The sequence below is a fragment of the Nostoc sp. EspVER01 genome, assembly GCF_034530635.1.
Taxonomy (GTDB): domain Bacteria; phylum Cyanobacteriota; class Cyanobacteriia; order Cyanobacteriales; family Nostocaceae; genus Nostoc.
The window spans coordinates 42,883-61,749 of the sequence record NZ_JAVRCS010000035.1 but is presented as its reverse complement, the minus strand read 5'-3'; the positions used below and the strand labels follow the sequence as shown (position 1 = coordinate 61,749).

Below are 18,867 nucleotides of genomic sequence, written 5' to 3'. Positions count from 1 at the left end.
GGTTCATGGGAACGGTCTCCGGGTTCACGGGAGCGGTCTCCAGGTTCATGGGAACGGTCTCCGGGTTCACGGGAGCGGTCTCCAGGTTCACAGGAGCGGTTTTTGGGTTCACGGGAGCGGTCTCCAGGTTCACGGGAGCAGTCTCCGGGTTTACGGGAACGGTCTTCCTGAGTTTTCACGTCATGTGGAAAAGCCAACGGAAAACCTAACCCCCCAGCCCCCTTCCCTACAAGGGAAGGGGGAGAAATCAAAGCCTCTCTCCTTGTAGGGGAGAGGTGTTTCTCACCGACCTAAAGGCGCGGTGATTCTGGAGTAATAAGTAATAAGTAATAAGTAATGAGTAAATACCCATTTTTCATCCACTCATTACTCATTACTCCTTACTCCTTACTCCTTACTCCTTACTCATTACTTTAAAGCATTGTGTGAAGCACGGGGCTTCTCTACGAGACGCTTCGCGAACAGACCCAAATATGTGGTGATGAAATACCGGAAAATTACTGGTATCACCTCAAAAGTTGATTAGAAAAAATTGTGAGTTACCCTGAGCCGAAATGCAGTTTAAATAAGGCAAGCTAGCTCTATAAGTATCTTAAAGAAATAAATTTATGTCTCGTCTAAAACGCACATCTCGCATTTTAGAAAAAGCTCAGTTAAGAGCTGCCGGATTAAAATCAATTGTTCCAAGCATCAAATTTGATGAAAATTCTAGTCTGGAAAAATTGATTGAGTCAATTGAGCAGTTACATAACAAACTTGATGTTTATAATACTGCTCTTTCTATGGTTGACTCTTCTAGAACTGAAATTGAAGAGATGGAAAAAAACTTGAGTCAGCTTTCTGAGAAAATGCTGATGGTGGTTGCTATCAAGTACGGCAAAGACAGCCGCGAATATGAGATGGCAGGTGGTGTCCGCAATAGCGATCGCATCCGCAAAATCAGGTCGAGCCGCTTGAAAAATGTTGCAGAACAAGCATCAGATGAGAATGCTAAAACTGTATAGTAGTGGTGCAGCCCAGTAAATTAAGCTTGCCGACTTATTTAGGAAACTCCAAGAAATCAATTATCCAATATAGCGTTTCCTAATCACATGAGGTACATCTTAGCCTCCTCTCGAAGAGCGGCTACGGTGTACACACATCTCTCTACAAAACCATAATGTTGTAGATCCTCCTAAATCCTCCTTAAAAAGGAGGACTTTGAGAGGTTTTTGCCCCCCTCTTTTTAAGGGGGGTTGGGGGGATCAAAAGCTTATGGGGCAACTCTTAAAGACTTGTGTGTACACCGTAGCGAAGAGCGGGGAGGGGGTTGGGGGTGGGGTTCTTGTACCTCACTCAACTGAGAACCGCTATATTGTGGGGTGGGCAACATGAGCGCCATATAAACTGGGCTCTCGTGTCGCCCACCCCACAGGAGTTAATTGGATATTTTTTTATTTGGAAGTCCCTTATTGTTACTCTTACACCTTCTCCTTGGCTGCTGGCACAATGCCAAACTTATTTAAACCTGCATCGATTTCCCTAAGTGCTTTAAAATCCTCCTCTGGTAAAGGATAGCTGCTACTACCGAACAAACCCCCACTGACAGCAGGCCGCTTTTCTAAAAAAGAGAAAGCTTGGCGAAACTGATGCGGTTTAGCTTTAATTGGTGAATCAAAATGGCAAGAAATAATTCGCTCGAAGTCCCAACTTGCAACTTTATCAGCCCAGTCAATGGTTTCTTGTGGTGCGCGGTTGAGAATCAACGTTTGTAAAATTGGTGCGACAAACAAACGCCCATCACCTCGCAGGGCATCAAACGATCGCTGCCAATCTGACTGCCATTTAAAGGGATATAATCCAAAATAAGCTTTCCTTGAGCGTTCTGGAGCTTTCAAGGCATCTTGCAATACCTGACTCCATTGGCGTATATCTAATGCCCTTGGTTGAAAATACAAAGCAAACAAACAGATGCGCTGCCAACCCTTACGGCGATTTGCCTGACTATCTACAACAATATCAGAAGCATAATCCTTGGCATGGAATAATAAAGGATATGAATCTAAGAGAACGATCGCAGGTGGATCTTCTGGGATCGAAAGTACAGAATCCGTGACTAATAGAGTATGCGATCGCTTGTGGAAAAAAGCAACTTCCGCAAACCTACCAGGGCCAAGACCGATGGGGCCCAGCATTGCATAATCAAACTCGTCAGCAAAGGGTGTTTTGCTACTATCTTCTGGAAGTACTTGAGTTCGTTTTGGGGGTAAGCCAAGCCAGCTAAGGGGAAGATTTAGCGGAAAACTCCACTGATGGGGAGCTACAAACACCTGTGCAGTCGGAAAGTATCTGGCGAAGGGGCCAACAAAAACTTTGTGTTCTATACCAGAGATAGTTGGCAGAATGATGTACTTAATGCTTCCATATTTCGCTACCAACTCATTCATAAGTCTGATGCACTCTGGGGTTGGTGCAACAGGTGCATAGACGAGAAGACCGCCGGTTTCCAGTTTCACAACAGTCATGCGAATCGGGACAACAACGTAGAAAATGCCTTGAATCTGATCAAAATTCCAGATTGTGTCTTTAAGCACTTCTTGACGAATTGTCTGCCGCCTACCATAGGGGTAGAGTGGCACAACAGGCCATAATCCCCAGGAAAAATCCTTTGGATGAATCTGTTGTGTATTGACTATGCGTTCATCAGCCACTCTGCAACCCCCTCCAAATTCCCAATACTCAAATTGTTTTTAGCAAATTGTTGAGATAATAATACCAATTTGTAATTCGCAATACTTGCCAAAGGTAAGAAGTAAGCTACGTAATTAGTAATTCGTAATTAAGAGGGGTTATATTTAATCTGGATTTCCAGCTTTGCATCTGTAGATTTTTTTGCAAATGGTATTACCAAAAGGAGATGTTACGGCACTGGGGTTCTTTTTATGCGTCTTCATAAAGAATTGGTATAAATCGTAAAAACAATTAATCGGAGAACATCGTGAAAATAGCGATTATTGCTAAAACATTAATTACATCTATAGGTTTGCTAACTTTGTTTGCCCCCAGTCAAGCATCGGCTCAACTGATACCGCAACCTTGGGTTTCAGTCGGTGGAAAAGATGGTGATGTAACTTATGCCGTCGGAGCGAGGGCTTTGAATTTCGGGGTTGAAGTGGGAACTGGCCCTGATGGTGCTACGGGAGTTGATGTTTTAAAATTTATCAATTTGCCTGTAATTTCACCTTATGTAGGAGTTGGACTTTATTCAGAGGATAAAGGTGTTGCAGTTTCAGGTGGCGTTCAGGTAGGTGCTACTAATAACGTTTTTGTCGGTGCTGGTTACAATTCTATTCGTGGCTTTAATGGGCAACTGGGAATAAGATTTTAATTAATTCGTAATTCGTAATTCGTAATTCGTAAGGGACTTCCAAAAAATAAATTATCCAATTTACTCAGATAATATTTTTCTTTCTCCCCCTGCCCCCTGCCCCCCGGTTACTGAGCTTGTCCTGAGCGTAGCCGAAGGGCGTAGTCGTTGGCGTGGTAACAGAGCGTAGTCGAAGTGCAGCCTCTCGTAGAGAAGTATGCTCCCCTGCCTAGATAGCGATGGGATATTTTTTTTAGTTGGAAGTCCCTAATGACGTTCTCCCAACTTCATTATTAATTACAAATTAATTATGCAGGGGGAGTAATTGAAGTTGAGATTAGTTCTCTAACATCCTTTGCGGAATCTTGTTGTAATGCTGATGCCGCGATCGCTTCACTTTCAACTATACTTAAGCGAGCGATCGCTTGCTTCACTCCAGGTATACTTTGGGGATTGACGCTCAATTCATCCAGCCCTAAACCTAATAAAATTGGTGTTGCTAAAGTATCTGCTGCCAATTCTCCACATAATCCTACCGAAATCCCCGCTGCATGGGCAGCTTGGACAGTTTGTTGCAGCATTCGTAACACGGCTGGATTTAGCGCATCAACCAAATTTGCCACGCGGGGATTAGTGCGATCGCTAGCCATGACGTACTGACTCAGGTCGTTAGTACCTATACTAAAGAAGTCTACTTCAGCAGCTAATTGATCGGCGATCGCAACCGCTGAGGGAACCTCCACCATAATCCCCACTTTCATCGCTGCATCAAATGCGATACCAGCTTGAGTTAATTCAGCTTGCACTTCACCCAAAATTACCTTAGCTGCACGTATTTCAGTTACAGTAGCAATCATCGGCAACATGATCTTAATTTGGTGTCCCACACTAGCCCTCAAAATTGCCCGTAACTGAGTTTTGAAGAGTTCTGGACGATCTAAACAGAAACGAATTCCCCGCCAACCCAAAAAAGGGTTAGCTTCTGGAAACCCTACTCTGATATAGGGAAGCGGCTTATCACCACCGACATCGAGGGTACGAATAATTAGCGGACGATTATCTAAAACTTGAGCGATCGCCTGATACACTTCTAGTTGTTCTTCTTCAGTGGGGGCACTTGTCCTATCAAGATAGAGAAACTCTGTGCGGAGTAGTCCCACCCCTTCTGCACCGCTAGCCACCGCAACTTGCACATCACTAATACTACCAATGTTGGCAAAAACGCTAACTTGCCGACCATCATGAGTAATTGCTGGCTGATGTGCCGTAGCTCGTGCTTCCTGTTGGGCAGTTTGCCAAGCTGACTGCTTTGCTGCCAGTAAATCCAGGATATGTGATTCTGGTTCTACCCAAGCTTTGCCACTTTCACCATCAAGCGCCATTAGTGTACCATCTACCAAGTGCAACACTTGGGCATCCACTCCCAGAACTGCGGGAATACCTAATGTCCGGGCGATAATTGCGCTGTGAGATGTGGCACTGCCTAAAGTCGTACAAATACCCAACACCTTTGTCGGATCTAGTCCAGCGGTATCTGAGGGGGTTAAATCAGTCGCCACCAAAATGGCGGGTGACTCAAGATGCAGGTTAGCCGGAGCCTTCCCACCTAGTAATCGCAGCACTCTTCGCCCGACATCCACAACATCGTCAACGCGCTCTTGCAGATAAGAATCCTCAAGTGCGCGGTAGGAAGTCGCTACTTCATCGACTACAGCTTGCCAAGCGGCTTCAGCATTTATATGGTTGTCTAAAATGCGCTGATGAGCCGCTTCCAACAGTACTGGATCTTCTAAAAATAGTAGTTGGGCATCAAAGATGGCGGCTTCAGCATCACCAATTTGCAGAGATGCTTGGGAAAAAACTGCTTGAATTTCTTGTCGGGCAGTGTTGATCGCTGCCTGTAATCGTTGCCACTCTGCATCAGGATCGTTTACGTGGTATTCCGTAATAGAAATGTGGGTAGGTTGATAATGAACAACAGGTGCGATCGCTACTCCAGCGGAAGCTGCAATTCCCGAAAGTTCGCCGTGAGTTGTTGGTGTAACTTCATGGTGAAATGCTGGTGGAGAATTCAAAGTAACATTATCTTCACTCTCCGGGTTCGGCAGTCCCTCTTTGTTGGAACAATAAGACTGGGCTGCCTCACCAAAGTTATTTGCGAATAATCCCTGTAATGCCGCTAGCGCCTCATCTGCATCAGAACCAGTGGCAGTAATCACCAATTCGTGTCCTTGACGTACCCCTAAAGTTGTGACTTGGTTAATACTGTCACCCCTGACTAGCTCAGTATTTCTCGTTAAATTCCGTACCAGAATTTGAGATTGAAACCGGGCTGCGGTTGCCACAAACTGGGCGGCGGGGCGGGCGTGTAATCCTAAGCGATTGCTCACAAGCAGCCGGATTTCTCGCGTTGGGGATTCTATATTGGTTGTTATTGGGCTGACAACAGACAACGGCCTACTAACTACACCCAATTGAGTTGCTTTGGCGAGAAGTGCCCCGCGTGCTTCCGCCATAACTTGATGAATATCTCTACCAGCCGCCGCCGCCACCACAGCAGCGATCGCGCCTTCTACTAGAGGTGCTTCACACAAATACACTTTCTCCTGCTGTGCTTCTGGCAGAAACTCGATTGCCATTTCCGCACTCAGCAAAGCACTACCCAAATCCATCAACACCAAGACACCATCATCAGAAAAAACAGAAGCGATCGCCTCATAAACCTGAATCGGATCTGTACCCAATGGATTTTCCGGATCTTCAATACCTGCTGCAACAGCAATGGGAACTTGGTTCTGAACCATCTGCGCGGCGAGTTCCCGCACACCCAAAGCTAGTTGTCTACTGTGAGAAACGATAACAATTCCGATCCCTGCCACACCGTCAACCTTATTGAGAGGTTTGCGTTTAGCTAGTTATCCATTTCATTTTCTCATTCCGCACCGCTAAAAATAGCGCTAATCTTTATTACAATTGCAACTGCCCAAAAATATTCCGGTCTTTCCAGCTAAAAATACGAATAAAATAGCCTTCTTTTACGGAAATAGGTGGTTTCCACTCATAAACTCCATCGCTAGCAGTACGGGAAGAAATGTTTTGGATAAGTTTGTTCCCATCGTACAACTTAATCGAGACATCGCTGTCAAAATTATCCCGCCACAATATTAAAAAAGGTTGATCCTTCTTTGGAAGTACTTTATCAACTGGCTGACTAATTGAGATTTTGGCTAATACTTTTGCCGGATGATCGCTATATCGGTAAGTGACAATCGCATTTTTCACCACATATTTGGGTCTGTTCGCGAAGCGTCTCGTAGAGAAGCCCCGTGCTTCACGCAATGCTTTAAAGTAATGAGTAAGGAGTAAGGAGTAATGAGTAAGGAGTAATGAGTAATGAGTAAAAACTTATTACTTATTACTTCTTACTCATTAGTTTTCCCCGGCACTTGCGCGGGCTTTAAGAGGTGTGGTGAGAAATCCGGGAAAAGCTACTCAGAATCGGCAACAAAAAAAGCAGTAAATTGATTAGAGCATTCATCGTCTTGCGATCGCAATTCCACAAAAAGTTGTTGTTACTACTTTAAGGCTAATGAGTTGTGATGCCTGCGGTAAATGCTCACCCACGCATGACGGTATTTACTATAGGCGATTAAAATTCCGAACGCAGACATGATCCAACTTAGTCAAAAACACTTGCAAACCATCCGCACTCATGCCGAAAGCACCTACCCAGATGAGTGCTGTGGTATAATTTTAGGCTATCTGGCTAATGAGGGCAAAACTGTGGTAGAAGTCATGCCAACAGAAAATGCTTGGAATACAGAAGCGGCTGCTGAGTTTCCAGGGGGACGCACAACAGAAAGTAAAAGACGGCAATATACGATCGCACCCGAAGTTATGTTAAAAACACAAAGGGAAGCTCGCGATCGCTCATTGAATATTATCGGCATTTTTCACTCCCATCCAGATCATCCTGCTATACCCTCAGAATGCGATCGCCTATACGCTTGGCAGGGATACTCGTATATAATAGTTTCCGTCCAAAACGGCAAAGCTGGAGAACTAAAAAGTTGGAGCCTTGATGATACTCATCAGTTTCAAATAGAGGCAATTGAAAATATAAAATAACTGACTTGGTTTAAAGACAGTCATTCATCGCGGTTTTCGCCGCCACCACAAATGAAAATTCGTCTTTACCACTCCTATCTCTATATAAGATCCAGTTTTTCGATAGGATTAATATTCCGCTTTCCCACATCATAACTGCTATGCTCAATCCCAATCTGGACGAAATCCAGTTGACCAAAGACGATTACGAACGCTACTCCCGACACCTGATTTTACCGGAAGTAGGACTAGAAGGACAGAAGCGCCTGAAAGCCGCTAGTGTAATGTGTATCGGTACAGGTGGACTCGGTTCACCATTACTTTTATATTTGGCGGCGGCGGGTGTTGGACGCATCGGGATTGTCGATTTTGATGTTGTCGATACTTCTAATCTGCAACGCCAAGTAATTCACGGGACATCCTGGGTGGGTAAACCCAAGATTGAATCGGCAAAAAACCGCATTCACGAGATTAACCCCTATTGTCAGGTTGATTTATACGAAACTCGTCTGACTTCCGAAAACGCCCTAGAGCTGATTCAACCTTACGATATCGTAGTGGATGGTACTGATAACTTCCCCACCAGATATCTAGTTAACGACGCCTGCGTATTGCTGAATAAGCCCAACGTCTACGGTTCAATTTTACGCTTTGAAGGGCAAGCTAGTGTATTTAATTACGAAGGTGGGCCAAATTATCGTGACCTTTTCCCAGAACCACCACCACCAGGGATGGTTCCTTCTTGTGCAGAAGGTGGCGTCTTAGGAATTTTGCCAGGAATTATTGGTTTAATCCAAGCAACCGAAACTGTTAAAATCATTCTCGGACAAGGTAACACTCTTAGCGGGCGATTGCTGCTATACAACGCCTTGGATATGAAATTTCGGGAGTTAAAGCTCCGTCCGAACCCGATTCGCCCAGTAATTGAAAAGCTGATAGACTACGAAGAATTCTGCGGGATTCCACAAGCTAAGGCAGAGGAGGCAAAACAGCAGATGGAAAGTCAAGAAATGACTGTCAAGGATTTGAAGGAATTGTTGGATAGCGGTGCGAAGGATTTTGTACTGCTGGATGTCCGCAACCCCCATGAGTACGACATTGCCAAGATTCCGGGTTCAGTGTTGGTTCCTTTACCAGACATTGAAAATGGGAATGGTGTTGCTAAGGTGAAGGAAATATTGAACGGCCACCGCTTAATTGCTCATTGTAAGATGGGCGGGCGATCGGCAAAAGCCCTAGCGATTCTCAAGGAAGCCGGGATTGTCGGGACGAATGTCAAAGGCGGAATTACCGCTTGGAGTAAAGAAATCGATCCGTCAGTTCCGGAGTATTAACAAGAGAGGCAGGAGGCAGAAGGCACAAGGAAGGGTTAAAGGGGAAGGGTGAAAGGGGAAAGGAGAATATCTGTCCTTTTCCCTTTAACCTTTTCCCTTTCCCCCTCTTCTTCTGCCGTGAGCAGAGCGAGTTTGCAGTTTAAATCCCCACTTCCCATCTGCTGATGACGTTTTTAGAATTAAAAGTTAAAAATTATTCTATTTTTAATTAATTAATTTTGGTACAGAGCTAACAATGATAGATAGCGTAATGTTAGCGAGGCCACGTACTCCTGCAAAGAAGCAAGCTAGGCGCAGCGTCTCGTAGAGAGCGTCTTGAAATTTTTAATTAATAATTTTTAATTTTTAATTTTTAATTGGAGCGAAGCGACTTGACTATCTCGAAATCTCATTTCAATATTTTATGGGTGCAAGTTTGGGTGTTGGCAGCGGTGCAGGGAGCAATTACCCTCTCGTGGTTAATTTATAATATTTATTTGCCGCAACTTTTGACTCAGTTTGGTTTTCCGGCCTCATTGGCAGTTGGTTTGGTGCTAGTCGAAAATGCTTTAGGTGCGGTGCTGGAACCAGTGATGGGTGGACTTTCAGACCAAGCTAGACGCTGGGTAGGAACTCGGTTTCCTTTTATCTCAGTAGGTATGATTCTGGCATCGGCTTTGTTTATTGCCATACCATGCGTTGTAAGTTTGATCCCGCCCACTACCGTGATGCGATCGCTCTTACCTATAGTATTGGTAGCCTGGGCATTGGCAATGACAATATTTCGCTCTCCAGTCATGTGCCTATTGGGGATGTATTCGACACCAGCCCAGTTACCTCTAGCAGTAAGTTTTGTCACTTTGGTAGGCGGTGCGATTGGGGCTTTTAGACCGATAAGCAACAAGTTTATTCTGAGTTTAGGGCCAGTTTATACCTTTGCGCTCGGTTCTTTTGTGATGCTGGGGGCGGCGGCTGTGTTGCGGTTAGTCAATCCCCCAGAAGTACCAGTAGATAGACACCAAGCAGAAACGGTAAAGTTGCCCTTAGAGAAATTGGCTTTGATTTTAGGAACTGGTTTCGGTGTAGCGTGGGGTATCCGATTTCTCATGGATGTCTTGGGTAAAGTGCTGAAAGCCCAACTGAATACTGATAATATTGATGTGCAAATGGTGTGGATTGGATTAGCGATCGCAATTGCCAGCATACCAGCAGGAATCTTCGCCGTCAAAATTGGTAATAGTCAAGCAATGCTTTGTGGAATCTGTGCAATCATTCCTTCGTTATTGATAATGATATCTCTGGGCGCACAAATTCCGATAATTGTAGTAATCGTTGCGAGCTTTAGTTTAATTGTCAACGGCGCAATTCCTTTTGCTTTAGGATTAGTACCCCAGCGCTGGGCGGGATTAGGAATTGGGATGTATTTTGGTGGGTTTGCTTTAGCGATGAGTTTGTTTGGCGTTATATTTCCCCAACCGCAACAGATAACACCTTTTTTTGGTGCTGTTGGAGGTGGATTAGCATTTTTCCTGGCTGGTGTTTGCATTGCGGTGAGTGGCATTTCTGAAACGCAAAGGAACGCAGAGGTTTAACGCAGAGGGACGCAAAGTTATCTTCTGCGTCCCTCTATGTATGAATTACGAATTACGAACTTGTACTGAGTTTCGACTGCGCGGTAATCGAGCGAAGTCGAGATTCAACTACCGCGTAGCCGTAAAGCCTGCGGCATAGCTACGCTTCGGGCGCAGCCTCTCCAAGAGTTGTATTACGAATGAGTTACGGGTTTAACTTGACTCAACAAATCGTGCAATTTTTCGCCTTCAATGACCTCTGTTTCTAAGAGTTGAGTAGCGATCGCTTCTAGCAAGTCTCGATTCTGTCTGAGAATCTCTAGGGCTTGTTCGTGGGCTGTTTCCACGATTTCCTTGACTTCTCTATCAATGGCTTTGGATGTGTCTTCACTTACTGCCCGCCGGGGATTAGCACCACCATTACCCAGGAATGCTGCTTGTTGTCCTTGTTGGTAAGCTAATGGCCCTAAGACTTTGCTCATACCATAAGCTGTTACCATCCGTTCTGCCAAGTCAGTTGCTCGTTGCAAATCGTTGGAAGCACCTGTGGTAATACTGTTAAACACAATCTCTTCAGCGGAACGTCCACCCAACAAAGTTGCAATCTGACCCCGCAGTTCGTGTTCATTCATTAAAAAGCGGTCTTCAGTTGGTAATTGCAGAGTGTAGCCCAAAGCTGCCATCCCACGAGGAATAATCGAAATCTTTTCTACACGACCGTTTCCTGTTGTGAGCGCCCCGACCATTGCGTGACCAACTTCATGGTATGCAACAATCTTTTTCTCAGTCTCGTTCATCACACGACTCTTCTTCTCTAAACCGGCGACTACCCGCTCAATTGCTTCAGCAAAGTCTTCTTGAGCAACACTTTCACGGAGATTGCGCGCTGCTAATAATGCGGCTTCGTTTACCAAGTTTGCCAAATCTGCGCCAGCAAAACCGGGGGTACGAGTAGCGATCGCTTTTAAATTTACATCATCTCCTAATTTTACCTTTTGAGCGTGAATCTTGAGAATTGCTTCACGACCAGATAAATCGGGACGGTCTACCAATACTTGACGGTCGAAACGGCCTGGACGCAGCAATGCCGGGTCTAGGGTTTCGGGGCGGTTGGTAGCTGCGAGGACAATCACTGTTGCATCCCCAGCTGCAAACCCATCCATCTCAGTTAGTAATTGGTTAAGGGTTTGTTCGCGCTCATCGTTACCACCGTAGAAGCCGTTACTGCTACGAGACTTACCAATTGCATCTAATTCATCAATGAATACAATACAGGGAGCTTGTTTTTTGGCTTGTTCAAACAAATCCCGCACTCTGGAAGAACCTACACCGACAAACAATTCCACAAACTCAGAACCAGAGATGCTGAAAAATGGAACTCCTGCTTCTCCTGCTACGGCTTTCGCTAAAAGTGTCTTACCAGTACCCGGAGGGCCAACTAACAACACACCTTTGGGAATCCTAGCGCCGATTTGCGTAAAGCGTGCTGGAGTCTTGAGGAAATCCACAATTTCCACCAACTCAGTTTTCGCTTCTTCTACCCCAGCCACATCTGCAAAGGTGATTTTAGCAGATTCGCCTTCAACGTAAACCTTAGCTTTGCTCTTACCAATGGAAAGCGCACCTTGGGGGCCACCGCCACCACCACCACGAGCGAGAAAGAACTGCCAAATACCAATAAAAATCAGTGGTGGAATCACCCAACTCAAGAGGGTTGTAAACCAAGTATTTTTGGGTGGCGGTGTAGCAGCGAACTCAACTCCCTTTTCTTCTAGCAGTTTGGGTAACTCTAAATCAAAGATTGGTGTAGTTGCAAACACCTGGCCCGGCTCGGAATTTTCTGTTTTTAGTTGGTAAATAATCTGGTTTTGACCAACAGAAACACGGCTAACTTCCCCTTCCTGTACTTGATGAATAAATAGGCTATAGGGAACACCAGCAGGGCCGGAAGCAAATAAACCAGGCAAAAATAAATTTAGGAGCAGGAATAAGCCGGATACTGCCAGTAATATATTAGCAACGATCCGAAACCGAGGTGACTTAGGCTGTTCTTTAATTCCCATAGATGTTACCGATCCTTAAATAATGAAAACTAACTTGAAAATTGGGCATAGGGACAATAGGCAGGCGTGTGGAGGGGCAGAGGGGAAAGACTTACTACAACTTCCCCTCTGCTCCCCTGCTCCCTGCTTCTCTGCTTCCTCCTGTTCCTTGTTTCCCTTAACGCTCTGATAAACTTGATTAAAGACTAGTCAAAAATGCTGGTATATTAGCATCTGAGCAATGTCTACGACGGGCTGTAAGGCTCATGATGCTCGTTAGCCCTAAGACTCGCTAACGATAAGGCAAAGTTGTTGAGCTTGTCTCGATCTTTAAGTATACTACCGTTTCTCATAATTTCTCCCATTTAGCGATGTTCGCAGCATTTTTTTACTTATTTATGTAACTAAACTTAACAATTTAATTAATCTTTGTGAACTAACGAGCAAATACGGTTTACCGTACTCAAAAAATATGCAGAGATTGGGAGACGCAAATAAAAATCCCCCACTAAGAGTTATTCTGGAGCCTTGGCGGAGCTTTTCTTGCTCCACTCCTGAATTCGGCGTTGCATATATGCGGTTCCTCCTAGCCATTAATAGACTTCTTGGCATTTGTCGGGGAAAAGGGTAAAGAAACTCAAAATCCTTTCCCTTTAACCTTTACCCTTTTCCCTAAGAGTGCAAAAACATATTTTTGCAAGAGGTCTAATGTCCATCATGCGACCAGTGGGGGCGATCGCTAGATATTAGGTATGGATGGAACATCTTTGGCAGCAATTTCATTATTACTAATACGGAAAGTATAGTGCATTAAATAAGCTCGTTCTGAAGGGCGAAATACTGAAGATATATTAATAGCGATGGTTCATCATCGTATATATAAACGCCTCTATCCTTTTGTCATTTCTGTGATATCTTACGGTCAGTCTGCTACGCGTAATAGGTTATTAAATTCATCCTATCAGGTGAGTCTAATGGGTGAGGTACAACAAACACGAAATATTGTACCTTGAGGCTATCAAATAGTTGTTTAGCACCCCAATTTCTCGGCTCAAAAATTAGGAAGTAGATAATGACTGTAAACCAAATTATTGGAGATTCAAAAAATAATATTTTTGCAAACCTTGGTAAACATTTTTTTGCCTGGATGATGACTTCAAATAGTAGTAAATATGATAGAATTGTCAGCGATCGCAAACGTTCTCTTTTTGCTAATGTCCAAGGTAAAGTGTTAGAAATTGGTCCCAGAACAGGCGCTAACTTACCCTACTATCCTAAAGATATCCATTGGATAGGAATCGGGACAAACTCACATACGCATTCCTCTCTCCAAAGACAAGCAGAAAAACTGGGTTTAAATATCGACCTCCGCATTGGTAATGCTGAATGGTTAGATGCTGAAGATAACAGTATAGATACTGTTGTTAGTACATTGGTTTTGTGTTCAGTGCCAAATATAGATTATACATTGCAGGCAATTTTAAGAGTACTTAAACCAGGTGGACGCTTCTTATTTATTGAACATGTTGCCGCACCTCAAGGAAGTTTATTGCGACAAATCCAAAACACAGTTAGTCCGATTTGGAAAGTGATAGGTGACGGTTGTCATCCAGATAGAGAAACTTGGATAGCATTAGGAAATGCTGGTTTTAGTAGCATCCATTATGAGCGATTTGATGCGCAATTACCAATTGTTAGTCCTCATATTATCGGTGTAGCGACAAAATAAAAGTATGAATAAACCCCCGACTAAGGGATTTCCAAGAAATAGTTGGATATTTTTTGATTTGGAAGTCCCTAAAGCCGTGGGGTTTATGAGGTTTTCCACCAGAGATTTTATGGATTCTCGCGCAGGAAAGTATCAATATCATTTAGTTCTTGCTGATTGAGGCGAAAGTCTCCAGCACCAATGATTCCTTCCACCTGCTTAGGATTGCGTCCGCCAACGATCGCCGCAGTCACCGCCGGATTATTTAAAGTCCAAGCGATCGCTACTTCACCTGGGGAGCGATCGTGTTGTTTACCAATGTGTTGCAACACCTCAACTAACTTCAGGTTACGAGATAGACGTGGCTCCTGAAATTCACTACTATTTTTGCGCCAATCATCATCTGGGAAATTAGCAACCCGCTCAGGTGTCATCTTTCCTGTAAGCAAACCAGATTGCATAGGTGAATACACAATCACACCTATATTATTTTCCAAAGCAAAAGGCAGAATTTCCTTTTCGACATCACGCTTCACCAGTGAATAAGGCGGTTGCAATGACGTAACTGGTGCAATCTCCTGGATACGTTTCAACTGTTCGACATTGAAATTGGAAACTCCGATATAGCGAACCTTACCCTCATCTTTGAGCTTGGCCAAAGTTGTCCAGCCTTCTTCGATGTCTGAATCAGGGTTAGGCCAGTGGATTTGGTAGAGGTCGATGGTTTCAATGTTGAGTCGGCGCAGACTGGCTTCAACCTCCCGCCGCACAGAATCCGCTTTGAGACTGCGACTAATTTCGCCCTTTTCATCCCAGATCATTGAGCATTTAGTGAAAACATAGGGGCGACTAGATCGACCTTTGAGCGCTTTAGCAACAACCTCTTCAGAATGCCCTAAACCATAAATAGCTGCGGTGTCAATCCAATTAACGCCAAGGTCAAGAGCGCGATTGATCGCAGCGATCGATTCCTGGTCATCTTGCTCTCCCCAACCAAAAGCCCATCCACCTCCACCAATTGCCCAAGCACCAAAGCCGATTGGGGTAATGTTAAGCTCCGAATTGCCAAGCTGTTTGGTTTGCATATCTACCTTCTTCAAGAATTTCTGAGTCAATTGTTACTTTACGCTGCAAAAATTATCTCAACAGCTATCTGAGGTGTGAATTACTACTGGTGCAAACACGACAGCCAACCACTCTTAAAATAATTCGTAATTCGTAATTCGTAATTACCGACTCTGCGGCTAAACAAATCGAGAGCGAATTCGGAAAACTTGATATCCTTCCTTGTGAACAATGCTGGAATAATAAGTGATGGCGATGCCTACGGCGGTAAACTACGCCTTTTGCCTAGTCAAGTTGATATTGAAACACTACGACATACTTATGAAACGAATGTATTTGGAGTGTTTGCAGTTACAAAAGCGTTGTTGCCACTTTTAAAGAAATCAAAAGCAGGGCGAATAGTGAATTTATCAAGTGGTTTAGGTTCTCTGACTCAGAACTCCGATCCAAATTATGAATTCGCTGACCTTAAGCTTCTTGCTTATAACTCATCTACGAAACCTACCGAATATTAACCTCTTGAAGGTAATTTACTCCTTGAAGATATTCAACCTTAGTAACTGAGCTTTTAGGGACGAATAAATTTGTTCTTTTTGCAGAAGCTATCCTTTGATAGTCAGCTACCACGCGTTGTTTTTGAGTATACTCATTCAATTTGACTTGAGCTTGAGCATAAACTAGAGTATCTTGGGGAATATTTCTAAGAAATTTGACGGCACGATCGAAATCACCAATAGATGCTTTTTTATAGGCTTTCTGTAAAAAGTAGGCCGCTCTGATCTGCCGCTTGCGATTATATTCAGCTAACTTGTCTTGAACTAAAGCACCCGCACGACTTTCTTGAGGAATTTGACGCAGATATTGTAACGCAGCAGAAAAATCTTTTTCACCTGCTCTTTCGTAAGCTTTTGTTAATAAATCTTGCGTTTGTGCTTCAATGTTTACAGATGCTTTCTGAACTATTTTATCTGTTTTAGATTGCCAATATAAAATCTTGGGAACTTTCGCAGCAGCATGAAGAACATCTGACCATCTGCTCTCCTGAAAAGCTAGTTGTGCTATTTCGTATTGCTGTGCAGCTACTTGCCATTGCTCTTGCCACTCTTCGATTGTGGCTTGTGCTTCTGGATAAACATTGCTGTGGGAAGGAATTGATTTAGCAAGTGCGATCGCTTCTTCTAAATCTCCTGCTTGATATTCTTTTTTTGCTTTAAATAAAGTATCTGTTTCTGAATATGCAGGTGCAGTATTAACTAAAGAATATACACCAAATCCCATCAATAAAGAATTAGCTGCCAATCCTACTTTCATTCCTGTTAAGAATGGCGATGATTTTCCAGACGCAGGATTTTTTGCTACTTCTAGGGAAAATTGAGAATCTTCCTCTAATGTTTCTGATAGCAGAGGTTCCCAAATTATTTGTTTGAGTACCCGCAGTACTTCACCCGCAGACTGAAAGCGGTCTTGGTGATTATAACGGATCATTTGGCTGAGAACAGCAGCTAAATAATCGTTAACTGGCGTGTTTTGAGAACGCCAAAAAATTTCATTAGTAGAAGGATCGGTTTTTAATTGTAGTGGTTCTAGCCCTGTTAAAGCTTGGATAGCAATCATACCCAAAGCATAAATATCACTGTTGGGCTGTGTTTGACCAATAAATTGTTCTGGCGGTATGTATCCCAATGAAGTGACGGGAATTCTATAAATGGGCAATTCTGCACCTATGCCAAAATCGATCGACTGGATTGAGCCAAAGTCAATCAGAACTAACTTGTTATCAACAGTACGTCTGATCAAGTTTTCCGGTTTGATATCGCAATGGATCACACCTTGAGAGTGAACAAATTCTAGAATACCTAAGACATCTATCAAAAATTCTACAACTTCGCTTTCACTCCACAGACACCCGAAATGTTGCTCGATGGGCAATTCCGCAGTCAGCGCATGTCCTTCAATACACTCTTGCACTATATAAAATCGCTCGTTTTCTTCAAAACAGGCGATAAATTCAGGAATTTGGTTATGGCTTCCCAGAAGCTTGAGGGTTTCAGTTTCAGTCAGAAACAGTAACCTCAACATATCCAAGTAGCCGGATTCGGAGCTGCTAACTTTAATCTGCTTAATAACGCATTTAGGATTCTCTGGATAATCTACGTCTACAGCAATGTATGTTTGTCCAAACACCCCTGCACCGAGGCTTTGGACAACTTGGTAACGCCCTTGTAGTAATTTACCGATTATGTGGTGGGTCATGACCTGGTTACTCAGTAAGTCCTTTTATCTAGTTTTTCTGACATTCCCTCCTGTTTCCGGAATACTTTAGAAATAAATAACCAGAATTTTGATACTTTAAATACAAGCTAATTTTTTTAAGTATTTTTGCGTAGTAAAAAGCTGATGTGCAGCTAAATTGTATAACACAAAAACGTAAAATTATTGTAGTGCGGGCATCTTGCCCGCATCGCATATACAAATTAAATACGCAACAGCTTATATCAGTGTTACAAAAATAGAGTGGACAAGGTTTCAGTCTTGCTCACTCTACTCGGCTATCCTTGCTTCATCCTTAGTCTGATACTCGACTCCATGTGGGAGCGATTAACTGCCCAGCCAATCCTCCTTTTTGACCAATCGCAAAAACCTGGGTTGCTAGGAGTATTCTTCCTTTTTTCTGAGTTTCGGAGATTATAAAATTATATGTCACCGTGCCAGTAGAGAAAGGGATCGTAGCAACACCAGTACCATTTGTGGCCACCGAATAAGTTCCATTCGTCACCGGAGGAAGATCGTTAATGCTTCTAGAACAATTAGGAATCGGATTGGCACACGGTAAGTTCGCTATGAGGTCTACAGTTAGTCCACCTTTTCCATCGAAGGTTATCGGCCCTAAGCTGGCAACATTAGCACTGTTGTTGACATAGGCATAATTTCCCTCAAGACTGGCCTTTGTGAAAGTCTGAGCGCTATAGGCCATAGCAGACTGAGCAGTGTAGATACCAAATATGACCAGAATTACCGCCAGTACCTTGAAAATATTCTTCATTTGAGTAGATTTATTTTGCATTTTCCTTACCTCGCTCTAACAACTAAAAATTGAGATTCCCCCACTTGGGGCATGACACAAAAGCTTAAAGACAAGCTCAAGCAAGCACAACCGCTTCACATAGCGGTTAGCTCTCTTGGCTGCTGTCAGCTATCAGTTGCAACAAAGTGCTGCTCTGGCAGGGATAAATATAGGATTTCCCACCAGTCAGATTTTGTAGTAGGCAAACTATTTATGAGACTGGTTTTATTAGTCTAATACCGCTAATTCGGATGATTAGACAGAAAAAACATCCCAAAATAGGCAATTACACTGTGATTAGTGAAAATACTACCACTATTAGGGGAATTAGACTGCAAAATTCCGTATTTCTTCCAATTAGTATGACTGGGTATTAGACATCAAATAATCAGGTGTATAGGTATGTTGAACTGTCCGCTGAAACAGTTAAGAAAACGTTCGTTTTTTTGACTTTTATAGTTGCAATTAATCTTGGTTATTGTCAGATTTTGGTGATGATGAAAGGTTACGTACTTTAAGGTAGAAAGTTTTAAAACGTTTTCTTATTCGGGCGTGGAATTTGTGACTTCAAGGGGCGATGGCTTCTCTACGAGACGCTACGCGAACGCCCGCCGCAGGCATCGCTCACGGCTTTCTTGGGATGCAGATGTT

14 protein-coding genes are annotated in these 18,867 nt (G+C 43.5%); 7 read left to right on the top strand and 7 right to left on the bottom strand.

The annotated features are described in order from the left end of the window. The first annotated feature begins 608 nt into the window (after window positions 1-608). On the top strand, window positions 609-1,004 hold the full coding sequence (locus tag RMX69_RS23685; protein ID WP_322638889.1) for a hypothetical protein: 396 nt from the start codon (window positions 609-611) through the stop codon (window positions 1,002-1,004). A gap of 456 nt (window positions 1,005-1,460) precedes the next feature. Here RMX69_RS23685 and RMX69_RS23680 read toward each other — a convergent pair whose 3' ends face one another. Beyond that, window positions 1,461-2,690, bottom strand: coding sequence for a DUF4336 domain-containing protein (locus RMX69_RS23680; protein WP_322638888.1), 1,230 nt, complete (start codon window positions 2,688-2,690; stop codon window positions 1,461-1,463). 287 nt (window positions 2,691-2,977) lie between these two features. Here RMX69_RS23680 and RMX69_RS23675 point away from each other — a divergent pair, with 287 nt between their 5' ends. Beyond that, window positions 2,978-3,367, top strand: coding sequence for a hypothetical protein (locus RMX69_RS23675; RefSeq protein WP_289797555.1), 390 nt, complete (start codon window positions 2,978-2,980; stop codon window positions 3,365-3,367). A gap of 287 nt (window positions 3,368-3,654) precedes the next feature. Here the strand turns inward: RMX69_RS23675 and ptsP are convergent, their stop codons facing one another. Together ptsP and RMX69_RS23665 are read right to left on the bottom strand one after the other, a co-directional pair. Continuing rightward, entirely contained in the window at window positions 3,655-6,225 is a 2,571-nt protein-coding gene (ptsP, locus tag RMX69_RS23670; protein ID WP_289797556.1) for a phosphoenolpyruvate--protein phosphotransferase, read from the bottom strand. Window positions 6,226-6,313: 88 nt separating this feature from the next. Continuing rightward, on the bottom strand, window positions 6,314-6,628 hold the full coding sequence (locus tag RMX69_RS23665; RefSeq protein ID WP_322638887.1) for a hypothetical protein: 315 nt from the start codon (window positions 6,626-6,628) through the stop codon (window positions 6,314-6,316). 387 nt (window positions 6,629-7,015) lie between these two features. Between RMX69_RS23665 and RMX69_RS23660 the strand changes: the two genes are divergently transcribed. From RMX69_RS23660 to RMX69_RS23650, 3 genes are all read left to right on the top strand, one after another. Next, window positions 7,016-7,474: a M67 family metallopeptidase gene (locus tag RMX69_RS23660; RefSeq protein WP_322638886.1), complete on the top strand. Its 459-nt coding sequence runs from the start codon at window positions 7,016-7,018 to the stop codon at window positions 7,472-7,474. 140 nt (window positions 7,475-7,614) lie between these two features. Continuing rightward, entirely contained in the window at window positions 7,615-8,787 is a 1,173-nt protein-coding gene (gene moeB, locus RMX69_RS23655) for a molybdopterin-synthase adenylyltransferase MoeB (protein WP_322638885.1), read from the top strand. A gap of 371 nt (window positions 8,788-9,158) precedes the next feature. Next, complete coding sequence (locus RMX69_RS23650; RefSeq protein WP_322638884.1) at window positions 9,159-10,358, top strand: MFS transporter; 1,200 nt, start codon at window positions 9,159-9,161, stop codon at window positions 10,356-10,358. 173 nt (window positions 10,359-10,531) lie between these two features. Here the strand turns inward: RMX69_RS23650 and ftsH4 are convergent, their stop codons facing one another. After that, window positions 10,532-12,400: an ATP-dependent zinc metalloprotease FtsH4 gene (gene ftsH4, locus RMX69_RS23645; protein WP_289797561.1), complete on the bottom strand. Its 1,869-nt coding sequence runs from the start codon at window positions 12,398-12,400 to the stop codon at window positions 10,532-10,534. 1,051 nt (window positions 12,401-13,451) lie between these two features. Here ftsH4 and RMX69_RS23640 point away from each other — a divergent pair. Continuing rightward, the gene (locus RMX69_RS23640; RefSeq protein WP_322638883.1) at window positions 13,452-14,108 is read left to right on the top strand and encodes a class I SAM-dependent methyltransferase; all 657 of its coding nucleotides are present in this window, start codon (window positions 13,452-13,454) and stop codon (window positions 14,106-14,108) included. A gap of 107 nt (window positions 14,109-14,215) precedes the next feature. On the opposite strand, the gene RMX69_RS23635 is transcribed toward RMX69_RS23640, so the two are convergent. Next, window positions 14,216-15,172, bottom strand: coding sequence for an aldo/keto reductase (locus RMX69_RS23635; RefSeq protein ID WP_289797563.1), 957 nt, complete (start codon window positions 15,170-15,172; stop codon window positions 14,216-14,218). 204 nt (window positions 15,173-15,376) lie between these two features. Here RMX69_RS23635 and RMX69_RS23630 point away from each other — a divergent pair, with 204 nt between their 5' ends. Beyond that, window positions 15,377-15,667, top strand: a complete 291-nt coding sequence (locus RMX69_RS23630) for an SDR family NAD(P)-dependent oxidoreductase (RefSeq protein ID WP_289797564.1) — start codon at window positions 15,377-15,379, stop codon at window positions 15,665-15,667. On the opposite strand, the gene RMX69_RS23625 is transcribed toward RMX69_RS23630, so the two are convergent. After that, entirely contained in the window at window positions 15,654-17,405 is a 1,752-nt protein-coding gene (locus RMX69_RS23625; RefSeq protein WP_322638882.1) for a serine/threonine-protein kinase, read from the bottom strand. The genes RMX69_RS23630 and RMX69_RS23625 overlap by 14 nt on opposite strands. A gap of 313 nt (window positions 17,406-17,718) precedes the next feature. Next, entirely contained in the window at window positions 17,719-18,195 is a 477-nt protein-coding gene (locus RMX69_RS23620) for a hypothetical protein (protein WP_322638881.1), read from the bottom strand. Between the last annotated feature and the right edge of the window lie 672 nt (window positions 18,196-18,867).

Coding starts and splice junctions, on each gene's coding strand:
- RMX69_RS23620 (WP_322638881.1), bottom strand. CDS start 18,195: ATGAAGAATATTTTCAAGGTACTGGCGGTAATTCTGGTCATATTTGGT.
- RMX69_RS23635 (WP_289797563.1), bottom strand. CDS start 15,172: ATGCAAACCAAACAGCTTGGCAATTCGGAGCTTAACATTACCCCAATC.
- RMX69_RS23660 (WP_322638886.1), top strand. CDS start 7,016: ATGATCCAACTTAGTCAAAAACACTTGCAAACCATCCGCACTCATGCC.
- RMX69_RS23625 (WP_322638882.1), bottom strand. CDS start 17,405: ATGACCCACCACATAATCGGTAAATTACTACAAGGGCGTTACCAAGTT.
- RMX69_RS23685 (WP_322638889.1), top strand. CDS start 609: ATGTCTCGTCTAAAACGCACATCTCGCATTTTAGAAAAAGCTCAGTTA.
- moeB (WP_322638885.1), top strand. CDS start 7,615: ATGCTCAATCCCAATCTGGACGAAATCCAGTTGACCAAAGACGATTAC.
- ftsH4 (WP_289797561.1), bottom strand. CDS start 12,400: ATGGGAATTAAAGAACAGCCTAAGTCACCTCGGTTTCGGATCGTTGCT.
- RMX69_RS23640 (WP_322638883.1), top strand. CDS start 13,452: ATGACTGTAAACCAAATTATTGGAGATTCAAAAAATAATATTTTTGCA.